Genomic DNA, 17517 nt, shown 5'->3' with positions numbered 1-17517 from the left:
CGGGTGGGGCTCAGAGCACCGTCCACGTGTCGCCGCCGCCGATCAGCGCTGTCAGTCGGGCAGCGCGGTCGGCGGCGTCGCCGTTCTTCGCCACCGCGACCTGCTCGCGCGCCGCGTCGTCGTAGGTCGATCGCTCGACCTGCCGGAAGATGCCGATCGGCGAGGTGTTGAGGTAGCCCGCGTCCGTGAGTCGCGAGATCGCGAACGCCATCGTGGGGTCGTCGTTGTGGGCGTCGTGCACGACGATGTCGGAGGCGTCGACGTCGGCAGTGGCGACGATCTTCACGCCACCGGTCTGCTCATCACGTACGAGGGCCTTGTCGCCGCGCCCCTCGTCGTCCCGGGCGCCGAAGGTCACCGGCTCGCCGTGGACGAGGGGGATGAGGGCGTCCGCCTTGGTGTCGGGGTTCTTGATCGCGTCGAACGCGCCGTCGTTGAAGATCGGGCAGTTCTGGTAGATCTCGACCAGCGACGTGCCGCGGTGCGCGGCGGCCGCGGCCAGCACGCCGGTGAGGTGCTTGCGGTCGGAGTCGATGGTGCGCGCGACGAAGGTCGCCTCGGCGCCGAGGGCCAGCGACACCGGGTTGAACGGGTGGTCGAGCGAGCCCATCGGCGTCGACTTGGTGACCTTGCCGGTCTCCGAGGTGGGGGAGTACTGCCCCTTGGTGAGGCCGTAGATCCGGTTGTTGAACAGCAGGATCGTCATGTTCACGTTGCGGCGCAACGTGTGGATGAGGTGGTTGCCGCCGATCGACAGCGCGTCGCCGTCTCCGGTGACGACCCACACCGACAGGTCCTCGCGGGCCGTGGCGATGCCGGTCGCGATCGTCGGCGCCCGGCCGTGGATCGAGTGCATGCCGTAGGTGTCGAGGTAGTAGGGGAACCGCGACGAGCAGCCGATGCCGGAGACGAACACGATGTTCTCGCGACGCAGCCCGAGGTCGGGCAGGAACGACTGCACGGCCTTCAGCACGGCGTAGTCGCCGCAGCCCGGGCACCAGCGGACCTCCTGGTCGGAGGTGAAGTCCTTGCCGGTCTGCTTGAGGTCCGTGGTGGGCACGTCCTCGGTGCCGGACCGCAGGGCGGGGATGCCGAGCTCAGTCATCGCTGCTCTCCTTGGTGGTCAGGTCGACCTCGATGCCCTCGGCCTCGGCCACGAGCCCACCGATCACGTCGGCGAGCACCGCCGCCTTGAGCGGGAGGCCGCGGACCTCGTTGTAGCCGACGACGTCGACGAGGTACTTGCCTCGCAGCAGCAGGGAGAGCTGGCCGAGGTTCATCTCGGGGACCAGCACCTTGTCGTAGCGCCGGAGGATGTCGCCGAGGTCGTTGGGGAACGGGTTGAGGTGGCGCAGGTGGGCCTGGGCCACGCGGTAGCCGGCCTTGCGCACGCGGCGTACGCCGGCGCCGATGGGGCCGTACGTCGAGCCCCAGCCGAGGACGAGCACCTTGGCCTCGCCGTCCGGGTCGTCGACCTCGAGCGGAGGCAGGGAGTCGGCGATCCGGTCGACCTTGGCCTGGCGGGTGCGGACCATGAAGTCGTGGTTGGCCGGGTCGTAGGAGATGTTGCCGTGCCCGTCGCCCTTCTCCAGCCCACCGATGCGGTGCTCGAGGCCGGGGGTGCCGGGGATCGCCCACGGACGCGCCAGCGTGGCGTCGTCGCGCAGGTAGGGCCAGAACTCGGCGCCGTCACCCGAGCCGTAGTTCTTCTCGGTGGCGAAGTGGGGGTCGATCGCCGGGAGCTCGTCGAGGATCGGGATCCGCCACGGCTCGGAGCCGTTGGCGAGGTAGCCGTCGGAGAGGATCATCACCGGGGTGCGGTAGGTGATCGCGATCCGGACCGCCTCGACCGCCGCGTCGAAGCAGTCGCCGGGGGACTGGGGCGCCACGATCGGGACGGGCGCCTCGCCGTTGCGGCCGAACATCGCCTGCAGCAGGTCGGCCTGCTCGGTCTTGGTCGGGAGGCCGGTGGACGGGCCGCCGCGCTGGACGTCGACCACGATCAGCGGCAGCTCGGTCATCACGGCCAGGCCGACGGCCTCGGACTTCAGTGCGACTCCGGGGCCCGAGGTGGAGGTCACCCCGAGCTGGCCGGCGAACGAGGCGCCGATGGCCGCACCGACGCCGGCGATCTCGTCCTCGGCCTGGAAGGTGGTCACTCCGAAGCCCTTGTGCTTCGACAGCTCGTGGAGGATGTCGGAGGCGGGGGTGATCGGGTACGAGCCGAGGAAGACGGACAGGCCCGACTGCACGCCACCGGCGATGAGGCCGTAGGACAGCGCCAGGTTGCCGGTGATGTTGCGGTAGGTGCCCGGCGCCATCGGCGCCGGCTTGATCTCGTAGCGGACGATGAACGTCTCGGTCGTCTCGCCGAAGTTCCAGCCGGCCTTGAACGCCGCGATGTTGGCGTCGCGGATGTCGGGCACCTTGGCGAACCGCTTGGCGAGGAACGCGTGGGTCGACTCGGTGGGCCGGCCGTACATCCACGACAGCAGACCCAGCGCAAACATGTTCTTGGCGCGCGAGGCGTCCTTGCGGGAGAGCCCGAACTCCTTGACGGCCTCGACGGTCATGCCGGTGAGGTCGACGGTGTGCAGGGCGTACTCGGCGAGGGTGTCGCCGTCGAGGGGGTTCTCGGAGTAGCCGGCCTTGGTGAGGTTGCGCGCAGTGAAGTCGTGGGTGTCGACGATGATCGTCGCGCCCTTGGGCAGGTCGCCGAGGTTGGCACGCAGCGCCGCGGGGTTCATCGCCACCAGCACGTCGGGGGCGTCGCCCGCGGTGAGGATGTCGTGGTCGGCGAAGTGCACCTGGAACGACGACACGCCCGGCAGCGTGCCCTGGGGGGCCCGGATCTCGGCGGGGAAGTTGGGCAGCGTGACCAGGTCGTTGCCGAAGGCCGCGGTCTCCTGGGTGAACCGGTCACCGGTGAGCTGCATGCCGTCGCCCGAGTCCCCCGCGAACCGGATGATGACGCGGTCGAGCTGCTTGACCTGCTTGGCGGTGTGGGTCACCTCTGCCCCTGCTTCCTCGTGTGTCGAGAGTCCTCTCCCAACGACCCACATTAGCCGCGGGACCCGCGCGGACACGCCTCTCCCCACCTCGTGGACGTGACGTGCGTGACACCCGTGATCCACGACACGCGGCCGAGAAGCGGACAATGTCATCTCGGTCCATAAAGTCATGTATCTTTCTCGACATTGCTCACCGATCTAGAAAGTCGAGTACCCCCCATGCAGATCCGTTCACGTGCCGCCCTCGCGGCAGCCCTTCTCGGGGCCCTGGCCCTGTCCGCCTGCGCTCCCGGCAGCGGCAGCAGCAGTGACGCCGACGCGGACAACACCATCAACATCGTCGGGTTCGCCGTCCCCGAGGCCGCCAACAAGAACATCGCGACCGAGTTCGCCAAGACCGACGACGGCGAGGGCGTGACGTTCCAGACGTCCTACGGTCCTTCGGGCGACCAGAGCCGCGCGGTCGCCGCCGGCCTCGAGGCCGACTACGTCCACTTCTCCGTGCCGACCGACGTGACCCGCCTGGTCGACGAGGGCCTCGTGGCCGAGGACTGGGACCAGGGCGAGAACAAGGGCGTCGTGTCGCACTCGGTCGTCGTGTTCGGTGTCCGCGACGGCAACCCCAAGAACATCAAGACGTGGGCCGACCTGGTCAAGCCGGGTGTCGAGATCGTCACCCCCAACCCCGCTTCGTCGGGCGCTGCCCGCTGGAACGCCCTTGCCGCCTACGGCCAGGTCATCAGCGACGGTGGCACCGAGGAGGAGGCCACCGACTACGTCAACAAGTTCTTCAAGAACGTCGTCTCGCTGCCGAGCAGCGGTCGTGACGCCACCACCGCGTTCCTCGGTGGCACCGGCGACGTGCTCATGGCCTACGAGAACGAGGCCATCCTGGCCGCGCAGAACGACGAGGGCTTCGAGTACGTCCTCCCCGACACCTCGCTGCTCATCGAGAACGCCGGCGCCATCCTCGAGGACGCGTCCGAGCCCTCGCAGGCCTGGCTGGACTTCGTGCTCTCCGACGAGGGCCAGACCCAGTTCGCCCTGACCGGCTTCCGCCCGATCCGCGACGACGTCGACTACGGCGGCACCGTCGAGGGGGCGCTGGACCCGTCCAACCCCTTCCCCGAGGTCCCGACGCTGCTCACCGTGGACAACGACTTCGGCGGCTGGGACGAGGTGTCCACGAAGTTCTTCGACGAGGAGAACGGCCTGATCTTCGAGGCCATCCTCGGCGCCGGCCTCTCCCTCGAATGAGCTGGCCGACCCCTTCATGACCTCCACCGAGATCGCACGCGTCCGACCGGCGAGGACTCCTCGCCGGTCGGGCCCGCGCTCCACCCTCACGCGCTCGTCCGGGCTCGGGCTCGGCATCGCCATGATCTGGTTCAGCGCGCTGGTCCTGATCCCTCTCGCAGCCGTGGTCGTCACCGCGATCGACGGCGGCTGGGAGACCTTCTGGGCGACCATCACCAACGGGCAGACCATGGCTGCGATCAAGCTCACGGTCTTCACGGCCGCGGGCGTGACCGTCGTCAACGTCGTCATGGGCCCGCTCATCGCGTGGGTCCTCGTACGGGACCGCTTCTGGGGCAAGTCGGTCCTCGAGGTGATGATCGACATCCCGTTCGCCCTGCCCACCATCGTCGCGGGCCTGGTGCTGCTCTCCCTCTACGGCAACGCAGACAGTCCTCTGGGCATCGACATCGCCAACGAGAGGCCGGCCGTCTTCCTCGCCTTCCTGTTCGTCACCCTGCCGTTCGTGGTCCGCATGGTCCAGCCGGTCCTGGAGGAGCTCGAGCTCGACGTGGAGGAGGCGGCCGCGTCACTGGGTGCCAGCCGGTTCACCACGTTCCGGCGCATCATCCTCCCGAGCCTGGCGCCCGCCATCGCGGCCGGAGCGGCACTGTCCTTCGCCCGCGGCGTCAGCGAGTACGGCTCGCTCGTGCTGCTGTCGGGCAACCTCCCCTTCAAGACCGAGGTCACCTCCGTGCGGATCCTCAGCAGCATCGAGAACGACAACGTCGCCGCAGCCGCAGCGGTCGCGACCGTGCTGCTGGCCATCTCGCTCACGGTGATCGTGCTGCTCGACCTGATCCAGAGGCGGGTGGCTGCACGTGGCTGAGACGCTGGTCCACGACATCGCCCCGCCCGCTCCGGTCGAGACGCGCAGGCGTCCGCCCCGGGTGCGCAGGACCCCGATGACCTACGTCCTGAGGATCGTCGCCACGGCGTACCTCTTCTTCCTGGTCGCCTGGCCGGTCTCGCTGGTCGTCACCCATACCTTTGACGACGGCTTCGCCTCGATCTCCTCGCTCCTGCAGGATCCCGACACGGTCGTGGCCCTCCAGCTGAGTGCGTACGTCGCGGTCTTCTCGGTCGTCATCAACACGCTCTTCGGCGTCGGGATCTCGATGCTGCTGGTGCGCCAGGAGTTCCCCGGCAAGCGGGTGCTCAACGCGATGCTCGACATCCCGCTGTCCGTCTCGCCGATCGTCGTCGGCCTCGCGCTCGTGCTGGTCTACGGCGGTCGCAACGGCTGGCTGGGCCCGACCCTCGCCGGGTGGGGCTTCGACGTCATCTTCTCCACGCCCGGCATCATCATGGCGACGACGTTCGTCGCCCTCCCGCTGATGATCCGCGAGATCGTCCCGGTGCTCGAGGAGATCGGCATCGAGCAGGAGCAGGCCGCCCAGAGCCTCGGCGCCAACGCGATGCAACGCTTCTGGCGCATCACCCTGCCGTCCATCAAGTGGGGCATCGTCTACGGCGTCGTGCTGACGCTCGCGCGCTCCCTCGGTGAGTTCGGCGCCGTCAAGGTCGTCTCGGGCAACGTCCTCGGCCAGACCCGCACCGCCACCCTCGTCGTCGAGGAGAAGTACCTCAACTTCGACCAGCAGGGCGCCTACGCGACCGCGTTCCTCCTGGCGATGGTCTCCGTCGCCTGCATCGTGATCGTCGCGATCATCCGTCCCAAGAACCACTCGTGAAAGGCCACACCCCATGAGCATCGAAGTGTCAGGGCTGAACAAGAAGTTCGGTGACTTCGTCGCGCTGGACAACGTCGACGTGACGATCCCGACCGGCCAGCTCACCGCCCTCCTCGGTCCCAGCGGTGGCGGCAAGTCCACCCTGCTGCGGATCATCGCCGGGCTCGAGAAGGGCGACAGCGGCACGGTCAACATCGAGGGCGTCGACGCCACGAACCTGCCGGCCCAGAAGCGCAACGTCGGCTTCGTCTTCCAGCACTACGCGGTCTTCAAGCACATGACCGTCGCCAAGAACGTCGCCTTCGGCCTCGAGATCCGCAAGCGGCCCAAGGACGAGATCGAGCACAGGGTCAACGAGCTGCTCAAGCTCGTGCACCTCTCGCAGTTCTCGCACCGGCTGCCCTCCCAGCTCTCGGGCGGGCAGCGCCAGCGCATGGCCCTCGCCCGCGCGTTGGCGGTCGAGCCGAAGGTGCTGCTGCTCGACGAGCCCTTCGGCGCGCTCGACGCCAAGGTGCGCAAGGAGCTGCGCGACTGGCTCCGGCGCCTGCACGACGACGTGCACGTCACCACCGTCTTCGTGACCCACGACCAGGAGGAGGCCCTCGAGGTCGCCGACGAGATCGTGGTCGTCAACGAGGGCCGGGTGGAGCAGGTCGGCACCCCCGACCAGCTCTACGACGAGCCGGCCAACGACTTCGTGATGTCGTTCCTCGGCGAGGTCACGCACCTCGGCGGTGCGTCCCTGCGTCCGCACGACATCGAGCTTGAGACCGCGCCCCGGATGGCCGGCGCCGTCGAGGGCACCATCGCGCGCATGGTCCGCATCGGCTTCGAGGTGCGGCTCACCGTCCTCACCGTCGACGGTGACGAGGTGTCCGTGGTGGCCACCCGGACGCACGCCCGGTCCCAGCGCCTGGAGGAGGGCAGCACCGTGTGGCTCACCCCTGCGGACGGGGCGACCATGGTCCCGCGGATGGCTGTCGCGGGCTGAGCCGCTGACCACCCTCGAAGAGGTCCCGGCCGGGCGGTCCACGCACTACCGTTCGCCCGTGGACACCACGACGAAGGAGGAGCTCTGGGCGGCGGTCGAGGCCTTCGACACCGACGCGGCCGAGCTCGCGATCGCCAAGCTCCTGTGGGACATCCCCCTGTCGGGTGCGGTCGCCGGTGTGGTCCTGCCGTTCCTGGCGGAGGTCGGCGACCGGTGGGAGGCAGGCACGCTCTCGGTCGCGCACGAGCACTTCGTGAGCGACATGCTCCGGCGCAAGCTGACGGCGCTGTCCTCGGTGCCGCCGCAGCAGGTGCTCGACGACGCCGCGGCCCGCCCACCCGTCGTGCTCCTCGCGTGCCCCGCAGGCGAACGCCACGACATGGTGCTCCTGTGCGTGGCCCTGATGCTGCGCGAGCGAGGAGTGCGGGTGCTCTTCCTGGGCGCGGACACCCCGATCCCGGCCGTCGCCTCGGCTGCCCGTGCGGCCCGGGCGGACGCCGTGGTGCTGGCGGCCGTGCGGCCGACGGCCTTCACCGCCCGCGCCACCACGCTGCGCCGACTGGCGCAGGACCACGCCCTCTACGTCGCCGGCCGCGGGGCGGACGAGCAGACCGTGGCCGAGATCGGCGCGACGGCGCTGCCCGCCGACCCGGTGCGCGCCGTGGTGTTCCTCGTCGGCGCGCTGATGGAGCTCAGCGGTAGTTGGTGAACTGCACCGCGAAGTCGTAGTCCTGCGACTTCACCAGCTGCTGCACGGCCTGCAGGTCGTCGCGCTTCTTCGACGAGACGCGCAGCTCCTCGCCCTGCACCTGCGCCTTGACGCCCTTGGGGCCCTCGTCGCGGATCAGCTTGGAGATCTTCTTGGCGTCCTCGGAGGTGATGCCCTCCTTGAGCGCGATGTCGATCTTGGAGACCTGGCCGGACTGCCGCGGCTCGGAGGTGTCGAGGATCTTCAGGCTCTGGTCGCGCTTGATGAGCTTGTCCTGGAAGACGCTGAGGACGGCGCTGGCCCGGTCGTCGGCCGACGCGGTGATCTCGATCGCCTTCTCGCCCTTCCACTCGATCGTCGCGCCGGTGCCCTTGAAGTCGAAACGGGTGGCGATCTCGCGAGCCGCCTGGCTCAGGGCGTTGTCGACCTCCTGGCGGTCCAGCTTGCTCACGATGTCGAAGCTCGAGTCAGCCATTCTGTGCCTCCTTGGGGGGCCTCCTGCGGGTGCCCCGGGGATTCGTAGTGACGTCCGTGCCTTGCTATTGTTCCGCACGGCCCGGCAGGTTGCCCGAGCGGCCAAAGGGAGCTGACTGTAAATCAGCCGGCAACGCCTACAGAGGTTCGAATCCTCTACCTGCCACTGGACGGATCTCGAGTCCAGTCGCAAGACCCCCGCACAGTGTGCGGGGGTCTTGTCGTTGCGGGTGGGTCGTCCTTGACCCGGCGACGCGGGTCTGCGTGACTGCCGGGATGAGTGCGCTCCCGTCCCCGATGCCCGCCGGCCCCAGCGACGACTGGCTGGACGCCGAGCTGCGCCGGCTCCTGGCGTTCGGCCGCCGGATCATCCACCCCGCCGGCGGCGCGGCCTGGCTCGACGAGACGGGTGCCCCCGACCTCGACCGCCCGGTGCACACGTGGATCACCAGCCGCACGGTGCACGTCCACGGCCTCGGTGCGCTGCTGGGTGTCGAGGGATGTACGCCGATCGCCACGGCCGCCCTCTTCGGACTGCGGACCACGCTGCACGACGACGACCACGGGGGATGGTTCAGTGCCGTCGACGCGACCGGGGCGCCCGTCGGGACGGCCAAGTCGTGCTACGACCACGCCTTCGTGATGCTGGCCGGCGCCACCGCGGTCACGGCCCGGCTGCCCGGAGCGGACGCGCTGCTGGGAGAGGCGATGCACGTGTTCGAGCAGCACTTCTGGGACGACTCCTCGAGCCGGGTGGTCGACGAGTGGGACCGCTCCTGGACCACTGCTGCGCCCTACCGCGGGCTCAACGCGGCGATGCACTCGGTCGAGGCGATGCTCGCCGTGGGGGATGCGACCGGCGAGGCCCTCTGGCACGACAGGGCGGCCCGGGTCGCCGAGCTCGCGACCCGGCTGGCGGCGACCTACGACGGTCGGCTCCCGGAGCACTTCGGCCCGGACTGGACGCCTGACCTCGACCTCAACCGCGATCGTCCCGACGACCCGTTCAAGCCGTTCGGCGCGACCGTCGGGCACGGCCTCGAGTGGTCGCGCCTGCTGCTCCACGTCGAGGCCACCCTGGGCGAACGGGCCCCGGCCGGCCTGCTCGCCACCTCGCGCCTCCTCTTCGACCGGGCGGTCGCCGACGGCTGGGACGTCGACGGTGCGCCGGGCTTCGTCTACACGACCGACTGGGACGGCGCGCCCGTGGTGCGGGAGCGGATGCACTGGGTGGTGGCGGAGGCCATCGCGGCCGCCGCGGCGCTGCACCGGCGGACGGGGGAGCAGGTCTATGCGGAGAGGTACGCCGAGTGGTGGGGCTTCGTGGTCGACCACGTGCAGGACGTCGAGCGGGGCTCGTGGCACCACGAGCTCGACCCCACCAACCAGCCGCAGGCGTCGGTGTGGCCGGGCAAGCCCGACCTCTACCACGCCGTGCAGGCCACGCTCCTGCCACGACTGCCGCTGGCCCCCGGTCTCGCCCGTGCGGTGGCCCTGTCGGCCGACGCGTGAGCAGCGGCATGATGGGGGCCATGACGGACGCACAGCCGAAGGTGCTCGTCGTCGGCGAGGCGCTCGTCGACGTCGTGCCGGACCGGGACGGGCACCCCCAGGACCTGCCCGGCGGCAGCCCCGCCAACGTCGCGATCACGCTCGGCCGGCTCGGGCGCGACGTACGCCTGGTGACCCTGCTGGGCGACGACGAGCGCGGCGCGGTGGTGCGCTCCTGGCTCGAGGCCAGTGACGTCACCGTCCTGGCGCAGCCGACCGCCTCCGGCCGGACGTCCACCGCCGCGGTCACGCTGGACGCGACCGGGGCGGCGTCCTACGTCTTCGACCTCGACTGGAACCTCGCGTCCGTGCCGGACGAGGAGTGCGACGTGATCCACGTCGGCTCGATCGCCACCGTGCTCGAGCCGGGTGCCGACGCAGTCCTCGACGCCGTCCGGTCCCGCCGTGGCCGCGCCCTCGTCTCGCTCGACCCCAACGCCCGTCCCTCCATCACCCCGGACCGCACCGGCCCCGTCGCCCGGGTCGAGGCGCTGGTGGCCCTCGCCGACGTGGTCAAGGTCAGCGACGAGGACCTCGAGTGGCTCCACCCGGACCACCACCCCGTCGCGACGGCCACCCGCTGGGCGTCGATGGGCCCGGGGCTCGTCGTGGTCACCCGCGGCGGCGCCGGCGCGATCGCCGTACGCCCCGACGGCACGACCCTGGAGGTGCCGGGCGTGCCCGTCGTCGTGGCCGACACGGTGGGCGCGGGCGACACGTTCAGCGGCGTGCTGATCGACACGCTCCTCTCCCTCGGCGTCCGCGGCGCCGCAGGCGCCGAGGCGCTCCGGGCGCTCTCCGACCGCGACCTGCTCGACGTCGTCACCACGGCTGCCATCGGTGCCGCAGTCACCGTCTCCCGCCCCGGTGCGGACCCGCCGGACCGCGCCGAGCTCACTGCCGCCCTCGGCGGGCCCGGAGCGCCCGCGGAGTGAGTGCCGAGCAGATCCACGACATCGGCAGGCGACGTGCGTGGGTGATCTGGCTGGTGGCGCTCGCGGTCTACGTCCTGGCTGTCTTCCACCGCAGCTCGCTCGGCGTCGCGGGCATCATCGCCGCCGACCGCTTCCACATCAGCGCCACCAGCCTGGCGGCGTTCACGGTGCTCCAGCTCGTCGTGTACGCCGGCATGCAGGTGCCGGTCGGCGTCCTGCTGGACCGCTTCGGCTCGCGGGCGATGCTGCTCTGCGGCCTGGTGCTGATGACCGCCGGCCAGCTGGGGTTCGCCTTCTCCGGTTCCTTCGGCATCGCGGTACTCTCGCGCGCGGTGCTGGGTGCGGGCGACGCGATGATCTTCGTCAGCGTGATCCGCCTCGTGACCGCGTGGTTCCTCGTGCGGCAGGGGCCGATGGTCACCCAGCTGACGGGCCTGTCCGGCCAGCTCGGCGCGATCGCCGCGGCCGGCCCGCTGGCCTACCTCCTGCACACGCTCGGCTGGACGAAGGCCTTCGCACTGACCTCGAGCCTCGGGGTGGTCCTGCTGGTCGCGGTGGTGCTCGTCGTCAAGGACTCGCCCTACCGCCGCGACGAGGTCGTGGCGATCAAGCTCCGCGCGCTCGCGGGGTCGGTCCGCACGGTCTGGGGCAACCCCGGCACACGGCTGGGCATGTGGTCCCACTTCGTGTCGCAGTTCTCCGCCACGGTGTTCGCCCTGCTGTGGGGCTATCCGTTCCTGGTCCAGGGGCTCGGCTGGACCCCGACCGGCGCGAGCACGCTGCTGATGGCGATGACGGCGTGGGCCGTGGTGAGCGGGCTCGCCCTCGCCCGACTGGTGGCGCGGCTGCCCTACTACCGCTCGTGGATCGTGGTCGGCGTCGTCATCGCGATGGTGGTGCCGTGGACCGCGGTGCTGCTGTGGCCGGGCGCCGCGCCGGACTGGCTCGTCGTGGTGATGGCCTTCGCCACCGCCAGCGGCGGGCCCGCGGCGATGGTCGCGTTCGACCTCGCCCGGTCCTTCACCCCGACGCACCAGACCGGACGTGCCAACGGCCTGATCAACGTCGGCGGCTTCACCGCCTCGCTGCTCACCATGGCGTTGATCGGGATCGTGCTCGACCTCTCGAACCCCGGCGGCATGGATGCCTACACGTTGGACGACTTCAAGCTCGCGCTCGCGGTGCAGTACGTCTTCTGGGCCCTCGGCATCGTCCAGACCCTGCGCTACCGCCGTCGCGGGCTGGCCCACCTCGCCCGCGTCCACCCGGGTTCGGTCGAGCAGATGAAGGCCGGCCATCCCTTCGTCCATCCGGGTATCGGCACGGAGGGCGTCTGACGGCCTACTGTGAGCCATGACGACACCGCCTGCGGATCCGGACCTGATGAGCCGTCTCGAGGACGTCTACCGCGACCTGCACGCCCATCCGGAGCTGTCGTTCTCCGAGCGCCGGACGGCCGGGCTCGCAGCCGCGTGGCTGCGTGAGTGCGGCTTCGAGGTCCACGAAGGCATTGGCATCACAGGTGTCGTCGGCGTCCTGGCGCGCGGCGAGGGACCGGTCGCCCTGCTGAGGGCGGACATGGACGGACTGCCCGTGGAGGAGGCGACGGGCCTGCCCTACGCCAGCACGGCCCGGGCGCTCGACCCCGACGGCGTCGACGTCGCGGTCATGCACGCGTGCGGGCACGACGTGCACGTCACCTGCCTGCTGGGTGCGGCCGCCACCCTGGCCGCGGACGCAGGCTGGACGGGAACGCTTGTGGTGCTGTTCCAGCCCGCGGAGGAGGTGGCGAGGGGAGCAGCGGCGATGGTGGACGACCGGCTGTACGACCTCGTCCCGCGGCCCGACGTGGTGCTGGGCCAGCACGTCGCGCCGCTCCCCGCCGGCGCGCTCGGTCTGACGTCGGGACCGGCCTTCGCGGCGACGGACAGCCTGCGGGTGACGCTGACCGGGGCGGGAGGGCACGGCTCTCGTCCGGAGGCCACCGTCGACCCCGTCGTCATGGCCGCGTCCACGGTGATGCGACTCCAGACGATCGTCTCGCGCGAGGTCGCCGCCACCGACACCGCGGTCGTCACGGTGGGTGCCTCGCGAGCCGGCACGAAGGCCAACATCATCCCGGAGCAGGCCGAGCTGCTGGTCAACGTGCGCACCTACGACCCCCACGTCCGCGGCGTGGTGCTGGCCGCGATCACACGCATCGTGGAGGCGGAGGCCGCGGCCGCCGGAGCACCGGTGGGACCGGAGATCGTGGCCTACGAGTCGGCGCCGGCGGTCGTCAACGACGCCGACGCCGTCGAACGGACGCGGGCAGCCCTGACCGGAACCGTCGGGGTGACCGCCGTGGTCGATCCCGGGCCGGTGACCGGGAGCGAGGACGTCGGTGTGCTGGCCGCTGCCGCGGGCGCGCCCTGCGTCTTCTGGCTGCTGGGCGGGGCCGATCCGGCCGCGTTCGACGGCGCCGCGGACGTGCCGGCGATGCAGCGCGTGATGGCGTCCCTGCCGTCCAACCACTCGCCGGCCTACGCACCGGTCATCCAGCCCACTCTCGGCATCGGTGTCAGCGCACTCGTGTCGGCAGCCCTGGTCTGGCTGGGTCCCGTCTAACCGATCTCGCCGTCGCCGTCCGGGTCGAGGTCGCCGGTCGGGTCCTCCGCGCTCGGGTCCTCCAGGAGCTCCCCGCCGACCGGGTGCTCCTGCCACGACACCATCCGCCAGCCGGCCTCGAAGTCCCCCTCGAGCACGATCAGTGCGGTGTTGTGCAGCGGCTGGGTCGCGGGTGGCGCGTCCGGGTGCGCCTCCATCCGCGTCGAGACCCAGGTGCGCAAGGCGGCCCCGTGGCTCACCACGAGGGCCGCGTCGTGGCCCGCGTCGACGATCGCTCGGACCGCTGCGTCGAAGCGGGCCAGGAACTCCTCGCCGGTCTCGGCGCCGGGCATGCGGTGGGCCAGGTCGCCCTCCAGCCACGTGGCCACCGAGCCGACGTAGCCGGCGACGGCGTCGTGGTCGCTGCGCATCTCGAAGTCGCCCGCCGAGATCTCCTCGAGCCCGTCGAGGTGGGTCAGCTCGAGGCCCCGGTGCTCAGCGGTCGGCGCCGCCGTCTGGTGCGTACGCACGCGGCTGGAGACGTAGATCGCGTCGAGGTGCTCGTCGGCCAGCACCTTGCTGGCTGCGAGGGCCTGGGCGCGCCCGAGGTCGGTCAGGTCGACACCGGGGTGGGCGGTGTCGAGCTCGCCCGAGACGTTGGCATGGGTCTGGCCGTGGCGCATCAGCAGCAGTCGCACGAAGGAGTCCTTGGAGGTGGGGTCAGTTGTTGAACTGGGAGGTCTTGGAGGAGGCCAGCTCGCGTGCCTGGTCGATCGGCACGGCCTCGACGGCCTCGGCGATGTCGGAGCCGACGTGGCTCACCTCGACGCCCCGCTCGAGCGGGACGAGGGTGTGCACCAGCCGGTCGTCGTAGGCGTGGACCATGGTGAACGCCTGGCCGGCGTCGACTCCGGAGACGAACCGGTCGACGGGAGCCGGGTCGGTGGTGTAGCAGCTGGCGGACGCCACGGACACCGGCACGCCGGCGAAGGTCGACCAGGTCGTGAGGTGCAGGTGACCGGCCAGGATGCCGCGCACGTCCGTGCCGGCGATGACGTCGGCGAGGGCCTGCTGGTCGTGCAGCTCGATGAGCTCGGCCGCCCGGATCATCGGCAGCGGGAGCGGCGGGTGGTGCATCGCCAGGAGGGTGCCGTGCTCCGCAGGAGTGCTGAGCACCTCGGCGAGCCAGGCCAGCTGCTCGGGACGGAGGTCGCCGTGGTGGTAGCCGGGCACGCTCGTGTCGAGCGCGACGATCCGCAGCCCGTCGATGTGGTGCACCCGGTCCTGGAAGCCGTCGTCGTCGGAGTCGAAGAGGCCTCTCGCGAACGGTCCACGCTCGTCGTGGTTGCCCATCGTCCAGACCACGATCGCGCCCATCTCTGCGGCGGCCGGCTCGACGATCGAGCGCAGCACGGCGTAGGCGTCCGGCTCGGCCCGGTCGGCGAGGTCGCCGGTGAAGACCAGCGCCTGCGGAGCGGGACGTACGGCGGCCAGCCGGTCCATCGCCCGACGGAGGTGGGCGACGTTGTCGATGACGCCGTAGTGCAGTCCGCCGCCACCGATCAGGTGCGGGTCGGACAGGTGCGCGACGGCGTGCCGCGCGGCGGCGTACTGACCGAGCTGCTTCACGGCCACAGCCTAGGACCCTCGCGGGAGGGGACGGAGGGGTTGGCCTCGCGTTCACCGGCAGGTCGGACGGCGGTCGGGAAGGCCACCTAACGTCCGCTCCGTGGTGACCAAGGGGCTGGCGGGCAGTGTGCTCGTGCTGCTCGGCGGTCTCGTCGTGGCGACCATCCCGCCCAGTGCGGTCGTCGCCGAGTCCGACCTGCTCCAGGTCCTCCGTGGCGCACCGGTGGGGCGGATGCTCGGCCTGGTCGTCGTCCTCGTCGGGCTGGGCATGCTGGCCTCGGCCTGGCTCCACCTGTGCCGGACGGCCGCCCGCGCCGACGCCCGCGAGCAGGCAGCGGTGCTCGCGCGGGTCCGTCTCGCGACCGTCGCCTGGGCGTTGCCCCTGCTGGTGGCCCCGCCGCTCTTCTCCCGTGACGGCTGGTCGTACGCCGCCCAGGGGACGCTGGCGCACCGGGGCATCTCGCCCTACGACTACGGCCCGTGGAGCCTGGTCGGCCCTCGCTCGATCCCCGGTCCGATCGTCGAGGGCGTCGACCCGCGCTGGATGGCCACGCCCGCGCCGTACGGGCCCGTCCCGCTCATCGGCGGCGACCTCGCCGCCGGCCTCACCGCGGACCCCTGGCTGCTGGTGGTCGCCCACCGGGTGATGGCCCTGGTCGGCCTGCTCCTGCTGGCGTGGGCGGTGCCGCGGCTGGCCCGGTGGTGCGGCGCGAACCCCGCGCTCGCCTCCTGCCTGGTGCTGGCCTCACCGCTGATGGTCGCCAACGGCGTCGCCGGTCTCCACAACGACCTCCTGATGGCGGGACTGATGGCGGCCGCCCTCGTCGTGGCGCGCGAGCACGGCTGGGTCGCCGGCGCCGTCCTCGGCGGCCTGGCTGCCGGTGTGAAGCTTCCCGGTGGCCTCGTCTGCGTCGCGATCGTGCTCGTTACCGCGCCCGCCGCGGCCGGCGCTGCCGTACGGGTGCGTCACGCCGCCCGGGTGGCGGCCGTGGCGGTCGCGGCGCTCGTGCTGCCGGGCCTGGTGTGGGGGCTCGGCATCGGGTGGCTCGGTGCCCTGGCGGTGCCGGGCACGGTCAACACACCCCTGTCACTGCCGACGCTGCTCGGAGGGTGGCTCGACCTCGTCGCGCAGCTCGTCGGGCTCGGCACCCCGGACGGGACGTTCCTCGACCTGGTCCGGCTCGTGGCGCAGGTCGGCATCGTCGCCGCCTCCGGCTGGATCCTGCTCCGGCTGCCGACCGCCGATCCCGGACAGGCGGTGCGGGGGCTGGCGCTGGTGATGGCCGCGGCCGTCGCGCTCAGCCCGGTGGTCCACCTCTGGTACTTCCTGTGGGTGGTTCCGTTCGTCGCGGTGCAGCGGCTCGGGCGCGGCGCGTCGGGAGCCGTCGTCGCGGTGTCGCTGGTGGGCGGACTGGTCGCGCCGATGGACTCGTCGCTGCACGGCGCCTACCTGGCGATCGTGATCGGGTCCCTGGTCGTCGCCGCCGTCGCCGTGCTGCTGCTGATCACCCGACGGGCCCGCGAGCGGCTGGCCGGCATCTCCACCGACGAGTGGACCTCGAGCATCGACGCGACCGTCGTCGACCACGGGTAGCGCTCGGCCCGGGCGCGAGCGCCGCCCCGACGGGCAGGCACCGGTCGTCCTGCGAGCTCGACGACGGCGTCCGCCAGGGAGACCGGATCGGGGTTCGCCCAGGCGCCCGAGGTCTCGTCCACCAGCTCCCGCGCCCCGCCCCGGTCCGCGGTCACGACCGGCGTCCCCGACGCCAGCGCCTCCAGCACGGCGAGGCCGAAGGTCTCGCCCGGGCACACGCTGAGGGCCACGTCGGCGAGTGCGAGCGCGCGACTGAGGCGCGCGGGGGAGTCGACGTACCCACGGAACCGGACCGGCGCGTCGGCGGCGATCTCCACGAGCTCGTCGCGGTGCGGGCCGACGCCGTAGACGTCCAGCCGGAGCGGGATGCCGCGACGGTGCAGCTCGACGGCCGTCGCCACCGCGAGGTGAGGGCTCTTCTCGCGGGACAATCGGCCGGCGTGGACGAGCCGGAGCACCTCGACGGGCCCGCGGTGGTGCGGGCGGAAGGTCGCGAGGTCGACCCCGAGGGGCACGCGTACGACGGGGCAGCCCGCCGCGGCGGCCACCTCGGCGAACTCGCCCTGCGCGTAGGACGAGGTCACCACGACGGTGTCGACGCTGCGCACCAGCAGCCGGTTGAGCAGGCCGACGGAGACCTTGGACGTGGCGTCCAGGCCGGTGCGGAGGGCGAGCATGTCGTCGAGCCGCTCGTGGGAGAGGAGGACCGAGCCGACGCCGTTGCGGCGCGCCCACCGGGCGACCGGGAGCAGGGTCAGCTTGTCGCTGAGCTCGATCGACGTCGGCCGCCACTGCTCGAGCACCTCGGTCACCCGCCACGGCTCGACGATGAGCCGGTAGCCGCCGCCGACCCGGGGGGCACGCAGCTGCACGACGTCACCCAGCGGTGTCGAGGTCCTCGCGTCCTCCGGTCCGGGCACGACGAGCAGCCGCCGGCAGCCGGCGCCGACGTAGCCCTCGCCCAGGGCCCGGAGGGCCGTACGCATCCCGCCCGAGGCGGGTCCGACGAAGTTGGCCAGCTGGGCGATGCGCATGCGCGCAGGCTCG

At 71.5% G+C, this 17517-nt stretch carries 15 protein-coding genes, 1 tRNA gene and 1 pseudogene; 11 read left to right on the top strand and 6 right to left on the bottom strand.

Features of this window, described 5'->3' with window-relative positions; genetic code table 11:
- Positions 1–10 precede the first annotated feature (10 nt).
- Positions 11–1105: a 2-oxoacid:ferredoxin oxidoreductase subunit beta gene (locus BM127_RS11325; protein ID WP_091198658.1), complete on the bottom strand. Its 1095-nt coding sequence runs from the start codon at positions 1103–1105 to the stop codon at positions 11–13.
- Positions 1098–3062 (bottom strand): 2-oxoacid:acceptor oxidoreductase subunit alpha, encoded by a 1965-nt coding sequence (locus BM127_RS11320; protein WP_091198656.1) that lies wholly within the window; start codon positions 3060–3062, stop codon positions 1098–1100. The genes BM127_RS11325 and BM127_RS11320 overlap by 8 nt, the downstream gene beginning before the upstream one ends.
- Before the next feature lie 168 nt (positions 3063–3230).
- Here BM127_RS11320 and BM127_RS11315 point away from each other — a divergent pair, with 168 nt between their 5' ends.
- From BM127_RS11315 to BM127_RS11295, 5 genes are read left to right on the top strand one after another with little or no spacing between them, the layout of a single operon-like run.
- Positions 3231–4268: a sulfate ABC transporter substrate-binding protein gene (locus BM127_RS11315; protein WP_091198654.1), complete on the top strand. Its 1038-nt coding sequence runs from the start codon at positions 3231–3233 to the stop codon at positions 4266–4268.
- 16 nt (positions 4269–4284) lie between these two features.
- Entirely contained in the window at positions 4285–5136 is an 852-nt protein-coding gene (cysT, locus tag BM127_RS11310) for a sulfate ABC transporter permease subunit CysT (RefSeq protein WP_091198651.1), read from the top strand.
- Entirely contained in the window at positions 5129–6001 is an 873-nt protein-coding gene (locus BM127_RS11305; RefSeq protein WP_231263185.1) for a sulfate ABC transporter permease, read from the top strand. The genes cysT and BM127_RS11305 overlap by 8 nt, the downstream gene beginning before the upstream one ends.
- A gap of 13 nt (positions 6002–6014) precedes the next feature.
- Positions 6015–6992 carry a sulfate/molybdate ABC transporter ATP-binding protein gene (locus BM127_RS11300; protein WP_091198649.1) on the top strand — a complete coding sequence of 326 codons (978 nt, stop codon included), beginning with the start codon at positions 6015–6017 and terminating at the stop codon, positions 6990–6992.
- A 58-nt stretch (positions 6993–7050) separates the two neighbouring features.
- Positions 7051–7701, top strand: a complete 651-nt coding sequence (locus tag BM127_RS11295) for a cobalamin B12-binding domain-containing protein (protein WP_175507377.1) — start codon at positions 7051–7053, stop codon at positions 7699–7701.
- On the opposite strand, the gene BM127_RS11290 is transcribed toward BM127_RS11295, so the two are convergent.
- A complete protein-coding gene (locus BM127_RS11290; RefSeq protein ID WP_091198645.1) occupies positions 7685–8176 on the bottom strand; it encodes a YajQ family cyclic di-GMP-binding protein in 492 nt (163 codons plus the stop codon). The two genes, BM127_RS11295 and BM127_RS11290, sit on opposite strands and share 17 nt — an antisense overlap.
- A gap of 83 nt (positions 8177–8259) precedes the next feature.
- Between BM127_RS11290 and BM127_RS11285 the strand changes: the two genes are divergently transcribed.
- From BM127_RS11285 to BM127_RS11265, 5 genes are all read left to right on the top strand, one after another.
- Positions 8260–8341 (top strand) — tRNA-Tyr (locus BM127_RS11285).
- 110 nt (positions 8342–8451) lie between these two features.
- On the top strand, positions 8452–9687 hold the full coding sequence (locus BM127_RS11280; RefSeq protein WP_091198642.1) for an AGE family epimerase/isomerase: 1236 nt from the start codon (positions 8452–8454) through the stop codon (positions 9685–9687).
- Positions 9688–9707: 20 nt separating this feature from the next.
- A complete protein-coding gene (locus tag BM127_RS11275) occupies positions 9708–10661 on the top strand; it encodes a carbohydrate kinase family protein (protein ID WP_091198639.1) in 954 nt (317 codons plus the stop codon).
- On the top strand, positions 10658–11998 hold the full coding sequence (locus BM127_RS11270; RefSeq protein WP_091198638.1) for an MFS transporter: 1341 nt from the start codon (positions 10658–10660) through the stop codon (positions 11996–11998). The genes BM127_RS11275 and BM127_RS11270 overlap by 4 nt, the downstream gene beginning before the upstream one ends.
- A 16-nt stretch (positions 11999–12014) precedes the next feature.
- The gene (locus BM127_RS11265; RefSeq protein WP_198554247.1) at positions 12015–13268 is read left to right on the top strand and encodes an amidohydrolase; all 1254 of its coding nucleotides are present in this window, start codon (positions 12015–12017) and stop codon (positions 13266–13268) included.
- On the opposite strand, the gene BM127_RS11260 is transcribed toward BM127_RS11265, so the two are convergent.
- Entirely contained in the window at positions 13265–13945 is a 681-nt protein-coding gene (locus BM127_RS11260; RefSeq protein ID WP_091198634.1) for a histidine phosphatase family protein, read from the bottom strand. The genes BM127_RS11265 and BM127_RS11260 overlap by 4 nt on opposite strands.
- 22 nt (positions 13946–13967) lie before the next feature.
- On the bottom strand, positions 13968–14876 hold the full coding sequence (locus BM127_RS11255; RefSeq protein ID WP_091198759.1) for a phosphodiesterase: 909 nt from the start codon (positions 14874–14876) through the stop codon (positions 13968–13970).
- Between the two features lie 100 nt (positions 14877–14976).
- Here BM127_RS11255 and mptB point away from each other — a divergent pair.
- Positions 14977–16338, top strand: a pseudogene (gene mptB, locus BM127_RS22810) (polyprenol phosphomannose-dependent alpha 1,6 mannosyltransferase MptB); the annotation flags it as partial.
- Here mptB and BM127_RS11235 read toward each other — a convergent pair.
- On the bottom strand, positions 16323–17504 hold the full coding sequence (locus tag BM127_RS11235; protein WP_091198627.1) for a glycosyltransferase: 1182 nt from the start codon (positions 17502–17504) through the stop codon (positions 16323–16325). The pseudogene mptB and the gene BM127_RS11235 sit on opposite strands and share 16 nt — an antisense overlap.
- Positions 17505–17517: the final 13 nt, after the last annotated feature.

The sequence above is a fragment of the Nocardioides alpinus genome, assembly GCF_900112035.1.
GTDB lineage: Bacteria > Actinomycetota > Actinomycetes > Propionibacteriales > Nocardioidaceae > Nocardioides > Nocardioides alpinus.
The sequence above is the reverse complement of the archived record's forward strand: the minus strand, read 5'-3'. Positions and strand labels throughout refer to the sequence as shown.